This window comes from Pseudomonas sp. LAIL14HWK12:I10 (genome assembly GCF_900184205.1).
GTDB classification, from domain to species: domain Bacteria; phylum Pseudomonadota; class Gammaproteobacteria; order Pseudomonadales; family Pseudomonadaceae; genus Aquipseudomonas; species Aquipseudomonas kermanshahensis.
Map to the genome: position 1 here is coordinate 78904 of NZ_FXWU01000006.1, position 19437 is coordinate 98340.

Annotated in this window: 18 protein-coding genes; 9 read left to right on the forward strand and 9 right to left on the reverse strand. The window is 62.4% G+C overall.

The window, feature by feature from the left end; translation table 11 throughout:
* Positions 1-7: 7 nt before the first annotated feature.
* From glcF to pdxR, 3 genes are all read left to right on the forward strand, one after another.
* The gene (glcF, locus tag QOS90_RS15020; protein WP_027593707.1) at positions 8-1231 is read left to right on the forward strand and encodes a glycolate oxidase subunit GlcF; all 1224 of its coding nucleotides are present in this window, start codon (positions 8-10) and stop codon (positions 1229-1231) included.
* Between the two features lie 383 nt (positions 1232-1614).
* Positions 1615-1953, forward strand: a complete 339-nt coding sequence (locus QOS90_RS15025; RefSeq protein ID WP_027593708.1) for a hypothetical protein — start codon at positions 1615-1617, stop codon at positions 1951-1953.
* Positions 1954-2030: 77 nt separating this feature from the next.
* Positions 2031-3464, forward strand: coding sequence for a MocR-like pyridoxine biosynthesis transcription factor PdxR (gene pdxR, locus QOS90_RS15030; RefSeq protein WP_027593709.1), 1434 nt, complete (start codon positions 2031-2033; stop codon positions 3462-3464).
* Here the strand turns inward: pdxR and QOS90_RS15035 are convergent.
* Both QOS90_RS15035 and QOS90_RS15040 read right to left on the reverse strand, forming a co-directional pair.
* Positions 3457-4653: a cyanate transporter gene (locus tag QOS90_RS15035; protein ID WP_027593710.1), complete on the reverse strand. Its 1197-nt coding sequence runs from the start codon at positions 4651-4653 to the stop codon at positions 3457-3459. The genes pdxR and QOS90_RS15035 overlap by 8 nt on opposite strands.
* Positions 4650-5108 (reverse strand): nucleoside deaminase, encoded by a 459-nt coding sequence (locus tag QOS90_RS15040; RefSeq protein WP_027593711.1) that lies wholly within the window; start codon positions 5106-5108, stop codon positions 4650-4652. Before QOS90_RS15040 ends, QOS90_RS15035 begins: the two co-directional genes overlap by 4 nt.
* A gap of 199 nt (positions 5109-5307) precedes the next feature.
* On the opposite strand from QOS90_RS15040, the gene QOS90_RS15045 reads away from it, so the two are divergent.
* Entirely contained in the window at positions 5308-5745 is a 438-nt protein-coding gene (locus QOS90_RS15045; protein ID WP_027593712.1) for a carboxymuconolactone decarboxylase family protein, read from the forward strand.
* A 10-nt stretch (positions 5746-5755) separates the two neighbouring features.
* Here QOS90_RS15045 and QOS90_RS15050 read toward each other — a convergent pair whose 3' ends face one another.
* Positions 5756-6772, reverse strand: a complete 1017-nt coding sequence (locus QOS90_RS15050) for an AraC family transcriptional regulator (protein ID WP_027593713.1) — start codon at positions 6770-6772, stop codon at positions 5756-5758.
* A 168-nt stretch (positions 6773-6940) separates the two neighbouring features.
* Here QOS90_RS15050 and QOS90_RS15055 point away from each other — a divergent pair, with 168 nt between their 5' ends.
* The 3 genes from QOS90_RS15055 to QOS90_RS15065 are packed head-to-tail and all read left to right on the forward strand — an operon-like array spanning position 6941 to position 9586.
* Complete coding sequence (locus QOS90_RS15055; protein WP_027593714.1) at positions 6941-8125, forward strand: acetyl-CoA C-acyltransferase family protein; 1185 nt, start codon at positions 6941-6943, stop codon at positions 8123-8125.
* A 12-nt stretch (positions 8126-8137) separates the two neighbouring features.
* The gene (locus tag QOS90_RS15060) at positions 8138-8986 is read left to right on the forward strand and encodes a 3-hydroxybutyryl-CoA dehydrogenase (RefSeq protein ID WP_027593715.1); all 849 of its coding nucleotides are present in this window, start codon (positions 8138-8140) and stop codon (positions 8984-8986) included.
* A 12-nt stretch (positions 8987-8998) separates the two neighbouring features.
* Positions 8999-9586 (forward strand): TetR/AcrR family transcriptional regulator, encoded by a 588-nt coding sequence (locus QOS90_RS15065; protein WP_027593716.1) that lies wholly within the window; start codon positions 8999-9001, stop codon positions 9584-9586.
* Between the two features lie 117 nt (positions 9587-9703).
* Here the strand turns inward: QOS90_RS15065 and QOS90_RS15070 are convergent, their stop codons facing one another.
* Genes QOS90_RS15070 through QOS90_RS15090 form a run of 5 tightly spaced genes read right to left on the reverse strand, consistent with a single transcriptional unit; the run spans position 9704 to position 16203 of the window.
* A complete protein-coding gene (locus tag QOS90_RS15070; protein ID WP_027593717.1) occupies positions 9704-10081 on the reverse strand; it encodes a response regulator in 378 nt (125 codons plus the stop codon).
* A gap of 44 nt (positions 10082-10125) precedes the next feature.
* Positions 10126-11352, reverse strand: coding sequence for a hybrid sensor histidine kinase/response regulator (locus QOS90_RS15075; protein WP_027593718.1), 1227 nt, complete (start codon positions 11350-11352; stop codon positions 10126-10128).
* Positions 11346-11921 (reverse strand): chemotaxis protein CheB, encoded by a 576-nt coding sequence (locus tag QOS90_RS15080; protein WP_027593719.1) that lies wholly within the window; start codon positions 11919-11921, stop codon positions 11346-11348. The genes QOS90_RS15075 and QOS90_RS15080 overlap by 7 nt, the downstream gene beginning before the upstream one ends.
* A complete protein-coding gene (locus tag QOS90_RS15085) occupies positions 11918-12739 on the reverse strand; it encodes a CheR family methyltransferase (protein ID WP_085273319.1) in 822 nt (273 codons plus the stop codon). The genes QOS90_RS15080 and QOS90_RS15085 overlap by 4 nt, the downstream gene beginning before the upstream one ends.
* Positions 12736-16203, reverse strand: a complete 3468-nt coding sequence (locus tag QOS90_RS15090) for a response regulator (RefSeq protein ID WP_085273318.1) — start codon at positions 16201-16203, stop codon at positions 12736-12738. Before QOS90_RS15090 ends, QOS90_RS15085 begins: the two co-directional genes overlap by 4 nt.
* Positions 16204-16452: 249 nt before the next feature.
* On the opposite strand from QOS90_RS15090, the gene QOS90_RS15095 reads away from it, so the two are divergent.
* A complete protein-coding gene (locus QOS90_RS15095; protein WP_085273317.1) occupies positions 16453-16803 on the forward strand; it encodes a response regulator in 351 nt (116 codons plus the stop codon).
* A 67-nt stretch (positions 16804-16870) separates the two neighbouring features.
* Here the strand turns inward: QOS90_RS15095 and cobF are convergent, their stop codons facing one another.
* On the reverse strand, positions 16871-17620 hold the full coding sequence (cobF, locus tag QOS90_RS15100) for a precorrin-6A synthase (deacetylating) (protein WP_027593723.1): 750 nt from the start codon (positions 17618-17620) through the stop codon (positions 16871-16873).
* Positions 17621-17779: 159 nt separating this feature from the next.
* On the opposite strand from cobF, the gene QOS90_RS15105 reads away from it, so the two are divergent.
* On the forward strand, positions 17780-19351 hold the full coding sequence (locus QOS90_RS15105; RefSeq protein WP_050580742.1) for a metallophosphoesterase family protein: 1572 nt from the start codon (positions 17780-17782) through the stop codon (positions 19349-19351).
* The last annotated feature ends 86 nt before the right edge of the window (positions 19352-19437 follow it).

Here is a 19437-nt window from a genome sequence, read left to right on the forward strand (position 1 = left end):
GCACACCATGCAAACCAACCTGAGTGAAGCCGCCAAACGCCTGCCCCGCGCCGAAGAAGCCGAACGCATTCTGCGTAGCTGCGTGCACTGTGGTTTCTGCACGGCCACCTGCCCCACCTATCAGTTGCTCGGCGACGAGCTGGATGGCCCTCGCGGGCGCATCTACCTGATCAAACAAGTGCTCGAAGGCGCACCAATCACCGCCAGCACGCAACTGCACCTGGACCGCTGCCTGACCTGCCGCAACTGCGAAACCACCTGCCCTTCAGGCGTGAAATACCACGATTTGCTGGACATCGGCCGCGCCGTGGTCGAACAGCAAGTGCCACGCCCGCTTGGCCAGCGCCTGCTGCAGGGAGGGCTGCGGGCGGTGGTGCCGCGCCCTGCGCTGTTCAAGGCCCTGTGCCGCACTGGGCAAGCCTTGCGCCCGGTGCTGCCGGCAACCCTGAAAAGCAAGCTGCCCGCCCAGGTGACCGCACCCGGCGTACGGCCGGCGCCACGGCATGCGCGCCGGGTGCTGTTGCTCGAAGGCTGCGTGCAACCGGCGCTGTCGCCCAATACCAATGCCGCTGCCGCGCGCGTGCTGGACCGGTTGGGGATCAGCGTCGAACCGATTCGCGAAGCCGGTTGCTGTGGTGCGGTGGATTACCACCTCAATGCCCAGGCCCAAGGCCTGGACCGCGCCCGGCGCAACATCGACGCCTGGTGGCCGGCCATCGAAGCGGGGGCTGAAGCCATCGTGCAAACGGCCAGCGGCTGCGGCGCGTTCGTGCGCGATTACGGCCACTTGCTGGAGGCGGACCCGCGGTATGCCGCCAAGGCGGCGCGGGTCAGTGCCTTGTCTCGCGACCTGGTGGAAGTGCTGTGCGAAGCGCCGGTCGAGCAGCTTGGGCTGTGCGCCGAGCAGCGTGTGGCCTTTCATTGTCCGTGCACCTTGCAGCACGCGCTCAAGCTTGGCGGCGCGGTCGAAGGCCTGCTGACTCGCCTCGGTTTTACCCTGACCGCGGTGCCGGATGGCCATTTGTGCTGTGGGTCGGCGGGGACCTATTCGCTGACCCAGCCTGAGCTGTCGCGGCAGTTGCGGGACAATCGATTGAAGGCCTTGGAGAGCGGCATGCCGCAGGTCATTGTTACCGCCAACATCGGTTGCCAGGCCCACCTTGCTGGGGCCGGGCGCACGCCGGTGCGGCATTGGGTTGAAATTGTTGATGCGGGTTTGGGGGCGGGATAGGTATGACGTTAGATGTGCAGCGCCTATGAGATCGAGCGCCGCCCGCGCGGCGCTTCGCAGCACAAGGCTGCTCCCACATCTGTTTCGGGCCAGTCATTCCTGTTCCATGGGCGCGCGGCCCCTTACCGCCCACCTCAATATCGAGTTGGACCAACAAGGCGGTCGCGCGCCAATATCACAGGCCTCACTGGCCCGAAACAGATGAAGGAGCAGCCTTGTGCTGCGAAGCGCCGCGCGGGCGGCGCTCGATCTCATAAGCGCAGAAAATCCCAAGGCCGAACACTTTCAGAAATCCCCCACAACCACGTCAGAAATGCCCTACTTGTCGCGCCTGACTGCTGAAAACATGATCCCCTCTGGACGACTCAGAGGAGGCCCCCCGCATGCACCAGTCCGCTCGCCCCACCGCCGAACTGCGCCACACCCTGCGTGAACTGCTGGCCCACAAGGTCAGCAACCCTGATGACGACCCGCACCTGTCGGGTGTGCTGTTCTTCTGTGCCACCGACGAGCGCACCCGCCAGTTGATCGAGCGCATCGAGCTGCTGGCCAGCGAAGCCTTCTTCGACGCCAGTGGCCGCGCCATCACCCACCGGATGCGAGCGGCTGCGGTTGACGGGGTGCGTATCAAGCAAAAACACAAGGCACCGGCCGATGAAACAGTGATACGCATCGCCCTGCCCGACAAAGGCTACATCACGGTCAGCACGGCACGCTTGTAGGCACAACGCGGTGCATTGGCACTGTACGTCGAAGTGCGATCCGCTATCCTCAACACTCCCCCGCACCGGATCGTTTCATGGAACTGCACATCCGCCTGGAAGGCCGTAAAGGCCTCGCCGACCAGCTCTACCAGCAACTGCGCGCGGGCATCGACAGTGGCCACCTGGCGGCCGGCAGCCAATTGCCACCCACCCGGCTGCTGGCCGAACAACTGGGCGTGTCGCGCAAGACCGTGGCCGAGGCGTACTCCAGGCTTACCTATGACAACCTGCTCAGCGGCGTGGTCGGCCGTGGCACGTTCATCACTCCGCGCCACCCCCTGCGTTCCAACGAGGCAACGGCCATCCCCTTGGCGGCTGCGGCATCCCTCGAACGCTGGCAGCAACGCGCGACCGTGCTGGGTAGGCCGCAACTGCAAGCACCGTCGCGCTATGACTTCGTTGGCGGCGCTTCGAGCAAGACGCAGTTCCCGTTCGACCAGTGGCGCAGCTGCCTGAACTACGCCCTGCGCCGCAGCCAGCGGCACCCCGAGCGGCAGTTCTCTGCCCAGGGGCTGCCTGAGCTGCGTGAAGCCATCGCCCACCACATCGCCTACGCCCGCGGCGTGCATTGCAACGCAGCGGACGTGTTGGTGTGCAATGGCGCGCAACAGGCGCTGGACCTGATCGCCCGAGTGCTGATCGAACCGGGCTGCCCGGTGGCCATGGAAGACCCGGGTTACCCGCCGGCTCGTCAACTGTTCCTGGCCTTGGGCGCACGCCTGCAATCAATACCGGTCGATGATCAAGGGATGTGCGTCGAGCAGATCGCCGACGGCACGCGGCTGATCTACGTGACCCCGTCACACCAGTTCCCCCTCGGCATGCCGATGAGCGAGCCGCGCAGGCGGGCGTTATTGGCACGCGCCGCCGAGCTTGGCGCGTTGATCATTGAAGACGATTACGACTGCGAATTCCGCTACCAGGGGCCGCCCGCCGACGCCTTGCAGCGCCTCGACCGGCATGGCCTGGTGGCCTACGTCGGGACCTTCTCCAAGACCCTGCTGCAGGAGCTGCGCCTGGGCTACGCCGTGTTGCCGCCCGCGGTGCTGAAGGCCGCCTGTGTGGCCAAGCACCTGAGCGACTGGCACAGCCCGACCCTGCTGCAATGGGCGCTGGCGCGCTTCATCAGCGAGGGCCACCTGAACAAGCACATCCGCCGCTGCCACGATGTCTACAGTGCTCGCCGCGAGCGCATCCTCGCCCGCCTAGGCGGCGACCTGGCGCCTTGGTTCAGCGCCGTGCCGGCCAGCGCCGGTTTCCACCTGAGCGCATTGGCCAAGCCGGGGGTGGATGTCGAACTGCTGGCCAACCTCGCACGCAAGGTGGAGGTCGGCCTTTACTCGCTGGCACCCTTCTTCAGTGACGTGCCTGTGCGCCCTGGGCTGGTAATGGGCTTCGGCGCCATCGAACTGCTCGACATCGACCCTGCCCTCGACCGTGTTCGCGATACCCTGCAACGCCTTAGCTGACCGACGCGGCCTGGCCGTTCGGCACCGAACGGGCAATAGCTGCCGCATAGCCGCGTGGCGCGAAACAGGCCGTCACCAGCAGCATCGCCACCACGGTCACGGTCAACAGCACCCACGACGCCTGGAAGTCGCCACTGACGTCGCGCAACCAGCCCGTGATGTACGGCACGATCCCGGTAATGATGAAGCCGATCCCTTGAACAAAGGCCGCCAGGCTCCCCGCTTCGGCGGGTGTTTTCAGGTGCTCCAGGGTCAGTGTCAGGCTCTGGCTGAAGCACGCCCCCAGGCCAAAGCCGATCATCGCCACCCACAGGCCCATGCTCAGCGTGGGCGCCAGTAGCAGCCCAAGAAAGCCGGCCAGTTGGATCGTAAGCGCCAGCCATAAACCTGGCCGACGGTCCACCCAGCGGCGCAGCAACAACGGCAGCCCCAGCGCGCCGGCAACCTGGAAGATCGTCATCAGCCCCACCAGGTCACCACCGCCCTGGGCGGTTCCGCCGTGCTCCAGGTGATAGGCCGGCAGCCAGGCGACCATGCTGGTATAGCCACCATTGATCAGGCCGAAATACACGGCCAGCAACCAGGCACGGCGGGTGCCGAACCAATGCCCGCCAGTGGCACCCGCCAGCGTCGGCGTAGCCTGCCGTGGGCGCAGCAGCGTCCAGGCCAGCAGCGCCACAAGCGCCGGGATCGCCCACAGGCCCAGCCCGGCCTGCCAATGGCCAAAGTACCCACTGATATGCGGGCCAAGCACCGCCGCCAGGCCGCCACCACTCATCAAGGCCGCGGAATACATGCCCATGGCCCCAGCCAGGCGGGTCGGGAACCAACGGTTGACCAACCCCGGCATCATGCCCTGGACCACCGCCACGCCGAGGCCGGCGACCACCGCGCTGGCAATCAATGCCCAGGCGCTGTCCAGTTGCAGGCGCCACAAGCACGCCAGCGCAATGGCCGACAAGCCGGCGAGCATGCCGCCATGTTCGCTGATCCAGCGCCGCAACCAAGGTTGCAACAACGGCACCAGGCCCATGCACAACACGGGCAGCGCGGTCAGCAGTGCGGCCTGCTGATAGCCCAGGCCGGTACTGGCGCGCATGGGTTCAAGCAGCGGCCCGACGCTGGTGAGGATCGGGCGCAAGTTCAGCGCCAGCAGCACCACCAGCAACAGATTCAAGGCAGTTCTCATTGCGTGTTGGCCTGCTTCCACTCAAGGTACAGGCCGGCTTCGCCACTGGGTTTCAGCGGCCGCAACGGCAGGCTCTGCTGTTGCGGAGGGCGCGCCATCTGCGCATACACCGCAGCGGTGGACAAACCGAAGGGTTCGCCTTCATCGTTGTCATAAGCGAACCAGGCACGCTCGATGCCGCACAGGTGCATGGCCGCCAGGCACATCGGGCACGGGTGACCGCTGGCGTAGACCTCGGCACCGTCCAGACGAGCCTGGCCCAAGGCATGCGCGGCCTTGCGGATGGCCTGCATCTCGGCATGGGCGGTCGGGTCCTGGGTGCTGTGGATCTCGTTGACCGCGCGCGCCACCACCTGCCCCTGGTAGACCAGCACCGCACCAAAGGGCCGGCCACCGGCCTGGATGTTGGTGCGGGCCAGTTCGAGTGCTTCGCGCATATAGCGTTCTTCGGACATGAGTCGGTACTCCTTCTGCAAGACCTGGCCATTATCCCGGCTTGCCGGCCTTGGCAGAAATGAAGAGATTGGATGCACCTCAGTGGCCACCTGAATGCCCAGATTGGCCTCCGGGCAAAGTGTGCGATTGGCTATCGGGCTGATCGCTGCACAGCGCTAAGGTAGCGCCATGTCCACCCAACACCTTCTGGAGAACACCATGAACACACGTATTGAATGGGCCAAGCACGCACCGGAAGCCTACAAAGCCATGGTCGGCCTGGAACAGGCCCTGGCTAAGTGCGGCCTGGAGAATTCACTGCTCGAATTGGTGCGCCTGCGCGCTTCGCAGATCAACGGCTGCGCCTACTGCGTCAACATGCATGCCAATGACGCACGCCAGGCCGGCGAAACCGAAGCACGCCTGCAAACGCTGAGCGTGTGGCAGGAAACCGCCTACTTCACTGCGCGTGAACGTGCCGCACTGGCGTGGGTAGAGTGCCTGACCCGGCTGCCGGAGCGCGGTGCGCCACAACCGGAATACGAAGCGCTGCAAGCGCATTTCGAGCCGCAGGAAGTGGTCAACCTGACGCTGGCCATCGCCACCATCAATGCCTGGAACCGCTTCGGCGTCGGCTTTGCGATGGTGCCGGCCTGATGGTGTCGGCTTAGCCACTGCGCCCGGTCAATTTGGCTCGATAGCTGCCGGGGCTCTGCCCGGTCCATTTCTTGAACGCCCGGTGGAATGCACTGGGCTCCTGGAACCCGGCCTGCTCGGCAACCTCGGCGATGCTCAGCACCCCTTCGCGCAAGTGCTCGAAGGCCATCGCCCGGCGTACTTCGTCCTTTATCTGCTGGTACGAACGGCCCTCCCGCTCCAGCTGACGGCGGAACGTACTGGCGCTGATTCCCTGCACCTGCGCCAACGCGGCCAACGTCGGCCATTGCCCGTAGCGGCGAGCGCGCAGGTGGCGATAGACCTCGGCCACCAGGCCGTTCTGGTTGCGAAAGCGAATAACCAGGCCTTGGGGGGCGCTGCGCAAAAAGGTCTTCAAGGCCGGCAGGTCCTGCACTACCGGCAGGCGCAAGTAGGCACTGTCGAACTCCACTTCGGTACGCCCACTGCCCAGGCGCAGGTCAGGCCCCCACAGCAGCAGGTCATCGTCCTGCGCGGGGCGCGATACCGCAAGCTCGGTGCGGTCGATGGCAATGCGCCGCCCTGCCAGCCAGCACAGCAAGCCGATCATCAGCACCAGGTAGGTTTCTTCGGCATACACACGGGTCAAGGGGTCGGCAATGCTCGACTGCACGCTGATCACCGCCCTGCCGCCGCGTAGCGTGAGGCTACCGCGCAGGTCACGCAGGAACAGGCCAAAACCGCCCATGCACTGACGCAAGGCCTTTTCCAGGTTCGGCTCCTGAATCAGGCCACGGCAGATCAGGGCAAAGCTGCCCAGCGGCATGCCGTGGCTGTCGAGGCAGAAAAACTCGTCGTCCAACAGCTGGATCAGGGCCAGCCACAGCTGAGCGAATGCCTTGGCCGGCACGCGGGCCTGGGGCTGCTCGAGCAGTTGCGGGTCGATACCGACCGCACGCAGGTGTGCATCGCGCACGTCCGGGCGTTCGCGCAGGGCATGAAGCATGGCTTCGAGGAAGTACACGGCGACCGTATCGCTATCGCGCATGGCGGATTTCGCTGTCTATGCTGAGTGGCAAAAAGTGCCAGGTTGATTGAACAGATCCGGCATAGGCTCTGGCAGAGCCTTTGCCTAGACTCGGATGAACGAAGGGATCGCCCGCCATTCTCGCAGAGCCAGGCCCGGTCCCGCCATGCCTTCGCAATCGGAGCCCCTATGAGCAGCGCAGAAATTTACGTCGTCAGTGCCGTCCGTTCAGCCATTGGTGGCTTTGGCGGTTCCCTCAAGGACCTGCCGCTGGCCGACCTCGCCACCGCCGTAACCCGTGCCGCCATCGAACGCGCGGGCGTGGACGCCGGGCAAATCGGCCATGTGGTGATGGGCAGCGTGATCCCCACCGAGCCCCGTGATGCCTACCTGGCGCGGGTTGCAGCGATGAACGCTGGCATCCCCAAGGAAACCCCGGCGTTCAACGTCAACCGCCTGTGCGGCTCGGGCCTGCAGGCCATTGTCTCGGCGGCACAGTGCCTACTGCTCGGCGACACCGATGTGGCCCTGGCGGCGGGCGCCGAGTCCATGAGCCGCGGCCCGTACCTGCTGCCACAAGCCCGCTGGGGCGCACGCATGGGCGACCTGCAAGGTATTGACTACACGGTCGGCGTGCTGCAAGACCCCTTCGAACACTTCCACATGGGCATCACGGCCGAAAACGTCTCTGCCAAGCACGGCATCACCCGTGAAATGCAGGACGAGCTGGCCCTGACCAGCCAGCGCCGCGCCGCGCGCGCCATTGCCGAAGGCCGCTTCACCAGCCAGATCGTCCCACTGGAACTGAAAACCCGAAAAGGCAGCGTACAGTTCAGCGTCGACGAGCACGTGCGTGGCGATGTCACCGCCGAGCAGCTGGCCGGCATGAAGACCGTGTTCAAGAAAGACGGCACCGTCACCGCCGGCAATGCCAGTGGCATCAACGACGGCGCGGCCGGCCTGGTGCTGGCCAATGGTGACGCCGTGCGCCGCCTGGGCCTGAAACCGCTGGCACGCCTAGTAGGCTACGCCCATGCCGGCGTCGAGCCCGAGCTGATGGGCCTGGGGCCGATCCCGGCAACCCGCAAGGTGCTGGAAAAAACCGGCCTTAGCATCCAGGACCTGGACGTGATCGAGTCCAACGAAGCCTTCGCCGCCCAGGCCTGCGCCGTGGCCCGCGAGCTCGGCTTCGACCCGGAAAAGGTCAACCCGAACGGTTCGGGTATTTCCCTCGGTCACCCGGTCGGCGCTACCGGCGCGATCATCGCCACCAAGGCCATCCATGAACTGCACCGCATTCAGGGCCGTTACGCCCTGGCCACCATGTGCATTGGCGGCGGCCAAGGCATCGCCGTGGTCTTCGAGCGCGTCTGAGGAAACTGACACATGAACATCGAACAGATTGCCGTGATCGGCGCAGGCACCATGGGCAACGGCATTGCCCAGGTGTGCGCCGTGGCGGGCTATCACGTGCTGCTGGTGGACGTTTCCGATGCCGCGCTGGAGCGTGGCGTGGCCACCTTGCGCAAGAACCTCGAGCGCCAGGTCAGCAAAGGCACGCTCGACGCCGAAAAGGCCGAGGCGGCGAAAGCCCGCATCCGCACCAGCACCGACTACGCGCAACTCAGTGGCGCGCAGTTGGTGATCGAGGCAGCCACCGAAAACCTGCAGCTCAAGCAGCGCATCCTTCAGCAAGTGGCTGCCAGCGTGGCCGCCGACTGCCTGATCGCCACCAACACCTCGTCGCTGTCGGTCACGCAATTGGCCGCGAGCATCGAGCACCCCGAGCGGTTCATCGGTGTGCACTTCTTCAACCCGGTGCCGATGATGGCCCTGGTCGAGATCATCCGTGGCCTGCAGACCAGCGACAGCACCTATGCCCAGGCCTTGCTGGTGACCGAGAAGGTGGGCAAGACCCCGATCAGCGCCGGCAATCGCCCAGGTTTTGTGGTCAACCGCATTCTGGTGCCGATGATCAACGAAGCGATCTTCGTGCGCCAGGAAGGCCTAGCCAGTGCCGAGGACATCGACACCGGCATGCGCCTGGGCTGCAACCAGCCGATCGGCCCACTGGCACTGGCCGACCTGATCGGCCTGGATACCCTGCTGGCAATCATGGAGGCCTTCCATGAGGGCTTCAGTGACAGCAAGTACCGCCCAGCGCCGTTGCTCAAGGAAATGGTCGCGGCCGGTTGGCTGGGGCGCAAGAGCGGCCGCGGTTTCTTCACCTATTGAGGAGCAAGTACCATGCCCCCGGTCAACGCTGCAATGCGCTGTGCCAATTTTGAAGAGCGACGTGACCGGGCCATGGCGCTGTTTGCCGAAAAGGGCTTCGGCCAGGTCAGCATGCGTGAACTGGCGGCCCACGTCGGGCTGACCGCGGGCTCGCTGTATCACCACTTCCCCAGCAAGCAGGACCTGCTGTACGACTTGATCGAAGAGTTGTACGAGGAGCTGCAGGCGACCCTGGACCTTGGGCGCAGGGCCATGGCACGGGGTGGTTCGGCGTTGTCGTGCCTGATTGCGGCGCATTGGCAGTTGCATGCCGAGCGGCCATTGCAGTTTCGCCTGGCCGAGCGGGATTTTTGCTGCTTGAGCGAAGCGCAACAGGCGCGCCTGCTGCTGCTGCGCAGGCGTTACGAAACCGGGGTGCTGCACCTGATTGCACCGCGGGCAAGCCTCAAAGGCGAAGCACTGGCGGCGACCGCGCATGTGCTGGCGACGCTGCTCAACCAGTTGCCAGGGCTGCTGCAGGCGCGGCGCCTGTCGGAAGGCGAAGGGCTGGGGTTGATGGAAAGCCTGTTGCTGGGAGGCATTGAGCGAACCCTGCGCTAACGTTCACGCTGTTGTAGGAGCAGCCTTGTGCTGCGAAGAGGCCGGCATGGGCACCTACTTCTCTATGGCTGCGATGGCCTCTTCGCAGCACAAGGCTGCTCCTACATCCGGGTAGCCTCAGCGCAGCAGCTTCTGGATCTGCTCGTGCAGGGTATCCAGGTCGAACGGCTTGGCCAGGATCGGCGCCTTGCGCGTGATCGGGCTGCCCGATTCGAGAATCTCCGCCGGGTAGCCACTGATGAAAATCACCTTCAGCTCCGGCCGCAATTTTACCGCGGGCTCGGCGATATCCACCCCAGAGATGCCCCCTGGCAATCGAAAATCGGTGACCATCAGGTCCAGGTGCGGCTTGCTCGCCAGGATCTTGAACGCCTGCTCGCCGTCTTCGGCTACCAGCACGTGATACCCCTCGCCGGCCAGGTAGTCGCGCAAAATCATCCGAATCGCCGGCTCGTCCTCGACCACCAGCACCACATCTTGTGCATCTTCACTCATGATAACGCCTTGAAATTCTTACAGTTGGCCATCTGACCCCAGGCTTACGCAGAGGTTGCCCGCGCCTGGTCGTTTTGTTCTTTGAACGTTGCCAGCGGCAATTGCAACGTGAATGTGGCGCCCTCGCCTTCCTCGCTGTCCACCAGAATCCGCCCGCCGTGGGCCTGGACGATCTGCTCGGAGATGTACAGCCCCAACCCCAGCCCGCCGCTGGCCTGGTGTGCTGCGACGCGCTCGAACTGCTGGAAAATGCGCTGCTGGTTGACGGCGCTGATGCCAATGCCGTGATCCTGCACCTGCACCCAGGCCATGCCGCCCTCCGCGAACACCCGCACCTGCACCGGTTTTCGTTCACCGTAACGCAAGGCATTGGACAACAGGTTGGCCACCACTTGTTCAATCCGAAATTCGTCCCACTCACCCTGCAACGTTTCACAACGTTGCAGCGCGATATGGGTATCCAGCGCGGTGGCCTGGGCGCTGAAGTTTTCCACCAGGCCGCGCACCAGTTGGCCAATATCGAACACCCTGGGCCGCAGCGACAACTTGCCGGTACGGATGCGCGAGACGTCCAGCATGTCTTCAATCAGCCGGATCAGGCTGTTGATCTGCCGCTCGTCACGCTCGACCATGGCCTGCAGCTTGTCTGCGCTGAAGGCCTCCAGGTTGCCCCGTGCCAGGTGCATCTTGCGCAGCTGGGTTTCCAGAATCAGGCCATTGAGTGGCGTACGCACTTCGTGGGAGACGATCGACATGAAGTCGTCGCGCATGCGTACCGCATGCTCCAGCTCGCACCGCGCCAACTCCAGCTGGCCAAGCAGCACCTCCTGCTCCTGACGGCTACGCTCCAGGGCTTCCAGTTGCCGACCAAGCACCTTGCGCTGGCGGAACAGGTCGACGAACACCGAGACCTTGCTCTTCACTGCCAAGGTGTCGAGCGGCTTGTGCAAAAAATCCACGGCCCCGCTTTCATAGCCCTTGAAGGCGTAATTCATCTCGCGCCCCGCCGCACTGACAAACACGATGGGAATGTTCTTGGTCTTTTCCGTGCCGCGCATCAACTCGGCCAGTTCGAAGCCATTCATGCCTGGCATCTGCACATCGAGGATGGCCAGCGCAAATTCGTGCTCAAGCAGCAGCGACAATGCCGCTTCCGCAGACTGGGCCTGGTGCACCTCGCGGTCTTCGCCCTGGATCAGGGCCTCGAGCGCCAGCAGGTTTTCCGGCAGGTCGTCGACGATCAGCAGTTTGGCGATGGTGTGGCTTAGCATGCGCTTGTTTCCAGGGTCGCGAGCAATTGCCCGATACCACTCAGAGTAAGGATATGGTCGGGCTGGTGCAGGGCCAAGGCGGCTTCCGGCATCAGCGCGACCTGTGCGTCGCGAGGGTCCTGAACAATCGTGCGGCCCCCATTGTTGTTGATGTAGGCCAGGCCCGCGGCGCCATCCTCATTGGCACCGGTCAGCAGCACGCCAAGCAGGCTGGCGCCGTAGGCATCGGACGCCGACATGAACAGGAAGTCGATGGCCGGGCGCGAGAAGTGCACCGGCGCTTCCTGGCTCAACGACAGCGTCAGGTCACGCTCCACCGAGAGGTGGTACCCCGGCCCAGCAACGTAGATCATCCCAGCGCTGATCCGTTCCTTGTCACTGGCCTCGCGCACGGGGCGCTGCAGCCGCCTTTGCAGCACTTCGGCCAGCTGGCTGTGCCGCCCGTCCGGCAAGTGCAGCACGCACAATACCGGGATGGCGAACGCCGACGGCAGCGCACCGAGCACCTGCAACAAGGCCGCCACCCCGCCAGCCGAGGCCCCCATCACCACTGCCCGTGCGCCGTTCATGTCTTACGGTAGATCCGTTCCGGCTTCACCAGCGGCTCGAAACGCTGGCTGTAGGCCGAAAAGTCTACCGACTCCTTGCTGCCCAAGACCAGGAAGCCCCGGTGGCAGAGGGATTCATGAAACAGGCCCAAGGCCCGGTCTTGCAGGTCTTTGTTGAAGTAGATCAGCACATTGCGGCACGACACCAGCTGGGTCTCGGAGAACACGCTGTCAGTGGCCAGGCTGTGGTCGGCGAAGGTCACGTTGTCGCGCAGGCTGCTGTCCATGATGGCGTTGCCATAGGCAGCGGTGTAGTACTCGGCAAAGTCACGGCGGCCACCGGCCAGGCGGTAGTTTTCTTCATACTCGCGCATGCTTTGCATCGAGTAGATACCCTGCTTGGCCCGGTCCAGCGAATGCGGGTTGATGTCGGTGGCATAAATGATGGTGCGCTCAAGCAGGCCTTCCTCACGCAGCAGGATGGCCATCGAGTACACCTCTTCACCGGTGCTGCACCCCGCGACCCAGATCTTGATCGACGGCCAGGTCCGCAACAGCGGCACCACTTCGTTGCGCAGGGCCAGGAAGTGGCTCGGGTCGCGGAACATCTCGCTGACCGGGATCGTCAGGAACTGCAGCAACCGCATGAACATGCCTGGGTCGTGCAGCACGCGCTCTTGCAACGCCGACACCGTCAGGCAGTCGAACTGGCGCAGGGCATGCAGGATCCGGCGCTTGATCGAAGCGCCGGAGTAGTTGCGGAAATCGTAGCTGTACTTGAGGTAGATCGCCTCGATCAGCAGCCGGATCTCGATGTCGGTGTTGCGCTCGCTAGTCAAATTCGCTCCAGTTGCGGCAGCCATACACGGATCAACGAGAACAGGCGGTCCAGGTCGATCGGTTTGGCCAGGTAATCATTGGCGCCAGCCTGCAGACAACGCTGCTGGTCATCCTTCATCGCCTTGGCGGTCACGGCGATGATCGGCAGCTTGCGCCAGCGCGGTTGCTGGCGGATCAGCCGGGTAGCCTCGAAGCCGTCCATCTCCGGCATCATCACATCCATCAGCACCAGGTCGATGTCGTCATGCTGCTCCAGGCGCTCGATGGCTTCACGCCCGTTACGGCCAATCTCGACGATGGCGCCCTTGTGCTCCAGGGCACTGGTGAGGGCGAAGATATTACGCACATCGTCATCCACTAGCAGCACTTTGCGCCCTTCGAAGACCTTGTCGCGGCTGCGCGCGGTCTTGAGCATGCGCTGGCGCTCATGGGACAACTGCGATTCGACTTTGTGCAGGAACAGTGTCACTTCGTCGAGCAGGCGCTCCGGCGAACGGGCGCCCTTGATGATGATCGAGCGCGAATACTTGAGCAGGTCGGTTTCTTCTTCGCGGGTGAGGTTGCGCCCGGTGTAGACGATCACCGGCGGGAATGAGCGGATGTCCTCGGCAGTCATGCGCTTGAGCAGCTCGTTGCCGAGCATGTCGGGCAGCTTGAGGTCGATGATCATGCAGTCGTAGATGTTCTCGCGCAGCAGCGCCAAGGCGTCCTGGGCCATGGCCACGGCGGTGATCTCGACATCGTCATCGCCGATCAGGCGGGCGATGCTTTCGCGCTGCAGGTCGTCATCCTCCACCAGCAGGATGTGCTTGAGCTTCTGGGTCAGTTTGGCTTCCAGGCGGGCGAACACTTCCTTGAGTTCTTCGCGGCTGGCGGGCTTGACCGCGTAGCCCACGGCGCCCATGTGCATGGCCGCTTCGACGCGATCCTCCACCGAAATAATGTGCACCGGAATATGCCGCGTGCCGGCCAGCTCCTTGAGGCGCTGCAGCACGGTGAGGCCAGAATGGTCAGGCAGGCGCATGTCCAGCAGGATGGCATCGGGGATGTACTGGGACGCGAGCGCAAAGCCCTCGTCGGCGCCATGCGCCACCAGGCAGCTGTAACCCAGCTCATGGGCCAGGTCGAAGAGGATGCGGGCGAAGTTCGGCTCGTCCTCGATCACCAGGATGCAGCGGTTATTGAAGGGGGCCCGCTCGCGGTCATCGGCGAAGGTCGGTGCCGGCAGTTTCGGCGCCACGGCGTTGGACGCCTTGGGCGCTGGCGGCAGAGTGTCTACCGCTGGGCGCAGGCTCAGGGCCTCGACTTCCTCGCCCTCATGTTCGTAGCGTTCGGGCATGACCAGGCTGAACACGCTGCCCTGCCCCGGGTTGCTCTCAACGTTGATCTGCCCGCCCAGCAGGTGCGCCAGGTCACGCGAAATCGACAGGCCCAGGCCGGTGCCGCCATAGCGCCGGTTGCTGCTGCCGTCGACCTGGTGGAAGGCGCCGAAGATCGCCTGCTGCTGGTCGGCGGCAATGCCAATGCCAGAGTCACGGACGGCGAAGATGATGCCGGTACCCGCCTGGTGGCTGATGGTCATGCTGACCTGGCCGTGGTCGGTGAACTTGATGGCGTTGGACAGCAGGTTCTTGAGGATCTGCTCCAGCCGTTGACGGTCGGTGAACAGCGTCACTGGCACCTGCGGCTCGACCTTGACCTCGAAGGCCAGGCCTTTGTGCTCGGCCAGCGGCAGGAACATGCCGCGCAGGCCTTCGACCAGGCGCTCCAGCTGGGTGGTCTCAGGGCGCACTTCGAGCTTGCCGGCTTCGACCTTGGCGATGTCGAGAATGTCGTTGATCAGGTTCAGCAGGTCATTGCCCGCCGAGTAGATCGATTCGGCGAACTTGACCTGCTCGGCGCTAAGGTTGCCTTCGCCGTTCTCGGCCAGCAACTTGGCCAGGATCAAAGAGCTGTTCAGCGGCGTGCGCAGCTCGTGGGACATGTTGGCGAGGAACTCAGACTTGTACTTGCTCGAACGCTGCAGGTCGTCGGCGCGGGCCTGCAGCTCTTGCTGGGCCTGGCTGAGTTCATCGTTCTTGCGGTCCAAGGCGTCGGTGCGCTCGGACAGTTGTTCGTTGGTCTGCTCAAGCTCGGCCTGTTGAGTTTCCAGGTGGGCCTGGGATTCCTTGAGCACCCGTGATTGCTCTTCGAGTTCTTCGTTGGCGGTTTTCAGCTCTTCCTGCTGCACTTGCAGCTCTTCGTTCAACTGCTGGGTCTCGGCCAGCACTTCCTGCAGGCGCTGGCGATAACGCGCACTCTCGATGGACATGCCAAGGTTGCCGCCGACCCGCTCCATCAGCTCTTCATCGCGCGGCTGCAAGGGGCGCAGGAAGCCCAGCTCGATCACACCATTGATCTGCCCATCATCGGTGGCGGGCATCAGCAATGCACTGCGCGGCAAGCCATTGCCGAGGCCCGAGCTCAGGCGGTAGTAGTCTTCGGGCAGGTCGTCGAGGCACAACAGCCGGCCTTCGCGCACGGCCTGGGCCAACAAGCCATCGTGGTCGCCTTTGATCTGCTCACGGGCCTGCTCCTCGGCGCTCAGGCCATAGGTGGCCACGCGCACCAGGCGGCCATGTTCGTCGCGCGCATACACCGCGCCCACCACGCTGCCCAAGTACGTTGCAAAGAAGCGCAGGATATTGTCGCCCAGCATGGGCAGGGTCAGCTGCCCGAGCACCTGCTGGGCCAACTGGGTCTGGCCATTACGCAACCAGGCCTGGTGCTCCAGGCGCTCGGCCGCACGCTGCTGGGCCTGCAGGTTTTCGTCATAGCTGCTCGACAGCGCCAGCAGGTCGCGGCGCCCGAGGTAGGCCAGCAAGGCGCTGAGGCCGACGATGAACAGCACGAAGGCCGAGATCGCGGTCACGGTGACCGAGCTGACTTTCTCGTTTCGGGCCATGCGCAGTTGCTGCTCAGTGTCGATCAGGCCTTCGAATTCCTTGCGGATTTCATCGGTGATGCGCTTGCCGCGCCCATTGCCGATCGATGCCTGGTAATTGCCCTCGCTGCGGCGCAGGGTAATCATCTCGCTGCCGAAGTCATTCCAGGCCTTTTGCAGGGCCAACAGCCGATCGATACGGTCAACCTGCTGCGGGTTGTCCTCGACCATGCCGCGCAAGCTCTGCAGGCTGCCGAGAATTTTCGGCTTGGCCACCTCGTAGGGGTCGAGAAAGCGTTCGTCGCCGGTGATCAGGAAGCCGCGCATGCCGGTTTCCATGTCGATCGACAGCTTGACCGTTTCGTTGGCATTGCCGATCACGCGGTCCGTATGCTCGACCCACTGCATGGCCGAGAGCAGGTAGTTGATCACCGCGACGAACGCCACTGCGCCCAGCAGGCCGACCCCAAGGGGCAGGCCGATGTTGCGACTCAGCAGCTTGCGAAAGCTTTGCTGGTCAATCGAGGCTACTTGAATCATCTGAAAACGCCCGAGCGAAAAGAATCCATGAAAAAGTGTGGCACCAAGACCGTTATAATTGTCTGCCGCCGCGCTCACCGGTAATAGCGAGTCTAACCAGCTTTGCTGGCGCTGACAGGGCATTTAGCCAGCATTTGAAGGTTGCAGGCGCGAATCGTTCCATCTGATTGCAGGGATCGGTATCCTCGGGAACTTCTGCCGTCGACCGGCGTACAGAATAAAGACATTCATTTTCACAGGATCCAAACCATGCATCTTCTGGTAGTCGAAGACGACGACATCGTACGCATGCTGATGGTCGAAGTGCTCGACGAGTTGGGCTACACGGTCATCGAAGCGGAAGACGCCGCCGCAGCACTGCGGGTGCTCGAAGACCCTGCGCAGGCCTTGGCGCTGATGATGACAGACGTGGGCCTGCCGGACATGCGCGGCGAAGTGCTGGCGCAACGCGCACGCGAACTTCGTCCACTGCTGCCGGTGTTGTTTGCCAGCGGTTATGCCGAGAACGTAAACGTGCCGGAAGGCACGCACCTGATTGGCAAGCCGTTCAGCATCGAGCAATTGCGCAACAAGGTGGTGGACATACTGGGTACGGCCTGATGCCCGTGTCGCGGGTTTCGCGGGCAAGCCCCCGCTGGTCTTTTACGGCTGTGGGGGCTGCACCCGGTTATAGTTCGCGGCGTAACAGATACGTGTCCATGATCCACCCCTTGCGCGTCCTCGCCTCCTCCCGCACTTGCAGAATCTGCGCCTTCACCGCTTGCAATGGCCCGGCAATCAGCACCTCATCTGCGGTGCCCAGGTAAGCCCCCCAGTAAATCATCAAACCCGGGTCATCCAGCGAGGCAAACGCGCACTGCCCGTCGAGCATCACCACCACATTGTCGATACGCTCCTGCTCGGCAAGGCGACGCCCAGGCAGTACAGTCAGCGGCTCACCGATGCGATTGAGCGGTACTTGGTGGCGGGCCGCCAGGGCCTGGACGCTGCTGATGCCAGGGATAATCTCCACCTGTACGCGCACACCCAGCTCCCGAACCTTTTCAATAATTCTCAACGTACTGTCATACAGGCTCGGGTCGCCCCAGAGAAGAAAGGCGCCAACATCATCGGGGCCCAACTCCTCGCTCAATAGGCGTGAATACAGACTCGCCCGACGGACGTGCCAGTCCTGTACGGCGGCGACATAGTCCATAGCATCTGCATCACGAAAGGGATCTTCGACTTGCACCCACCGGTAACTGCCGGGCTGCACGTAGTGATCGACCAAGGCCTTGCGGGCTCGAGCCAACGCCTGCCGCTCCCCGCCCTTATCAAGCACGAAGAAAACCGTTGCTCGCCTGAGCGCTTCGACCGCTTCAAGGGTAATTTGGCGCGGGTCACCGGCGCCGATTCCTACTAATAAAATCGTATTCATCGTCTTGACCTGTTTTTTTGATTTTTCGACCGCCAATCACCCTACCCACAATCAGAATTTTTAATCTGTCAACCCTTAAAACTCCTAGTTATAAAGGGTTCAGGCTTTTATCAGACTGCGCACTCACCATTCGCCTACCTTCCGCGAAGAGATTAAAATATGCTCAGTTTTAAAAAACGCCGAGTCCCCCTCGCTCGTGTATTTCTCAGCACCCTATTGTTGTCAGGGTATCTTAATAATTGTGCGCTTGCAGAAGTCGACACCGTAACGCAACGCTTCGTTTTCCAATCAGACACTCAATACCCACGCTCGCCCAGCGGTTCTGACTACCCCGGGGAGTCGTTACCCCTTCTGGATGCGCAGAATGCTGCCATCACGGCCTATCGAGACGCTTATGGGGGTGGCATACCGATCATACTCAACGGCGACGTTACTGAGTTTGGCCACCGGTACCAGTGGAACATCATGAAGGGTCGGATGCTGGCTGGCACTTATTATGGACTGGGCAATCATGACTATGAAAATAACGTCGACGATTGCGGCCTCAATGAATGCGCCATGCTCTCCGTCGTTACCCACTTGACCGAAGATATAAAGGGCTGGGATGTGGACGCTTTTGACCAGTACCAAGAAGGCGATGGCAATCCTACCTGGCAAAAATATCACGGCAGCATGGCCTACAGAAAAACGTTCGGAGATTTCGCTTTCATTCAACTACACAATCATTTTGCGTATAAAAAAAGCTTTAGCGGCTGGTTTAACCAGGAGGATAAAACCGTTCACATCAAACCCTCTCTCGATTGGTTGGAGAGCCAGCTAAAAATTGCTGACCAAGCCGGCAAGCTGATTATTATCAACATGCATCGACACCCCGAAGACAACGACTGGGGAAGCGCAGCCGAGCGAACGCGGTTCCAGGAAATGGTGAACAAATACAAGGTGTTGGCCATCTTCATGGGCCATACACACGAGCTTGCCCTTCGAGGCAAGATTGGTGATGTGCCTGTTCTGGACTCGGGATCCCCTATTTATCAAACCTTTTTGGTCGGTGAAGCTGACCCTCAAGCCAATGCGTTCACGGTTAAGCAGGCAAAGGATAATACCCTGCTGACGCGCCCCCTTTTGACAATCCCTATTAGATTCTATGTACCAGAGCCGGCCGTTTTACCCTGGCCCGAATCGCTAGACTTCACATTACCGTTACTTCATGTACGGGACCGCGACATCTCCCATTTCGAAGTTTCGATTGATGGAAAGCCGTACGTGCGCTCCGACAGCAGAAAAAAGGTAACCATTGAGAACCTGACGCCCTACACACGCTACAACTACCGCATTCGCGTGTATGACAGTGGCAGTGCTACCCCCGTCAAAACGTACGACGGCACAGCAACTACCTTGAATGCGCTGTTGTCCCCGAAAGACGTGTGTTATGTGAGCCTAGGGGAACCCGGCAACCCCAACAATAGCTTCCGCATCCAATGGAGCCCGCCCTACCCTAACTATGCGCCGGGCAACTACTGGTTCCGTGTTGCGCTTTATACGCTTCAAGGCAATTTCATAAGTGAGCTTAGGGGGGCTGCTCAAGGAAGTCGCTCTCGTGAAATTCTATTTCCGGAACCAGACAACTTCATGAACACGCGTATTCACGTACGTTACCAATCCGCCGGACTGGTGGATGGGCAGGATGCCACCCTTGATCTGAAAAATATGTTTCAAGGCTGTGGCACCTGAGCCAACCTACAGGCCTGTGCGCTAACGGCGCGAGGACAAGCATCAGCCCTGCGGAGTGAGCCCAGGTCATATAGGCCTGGGCTCAC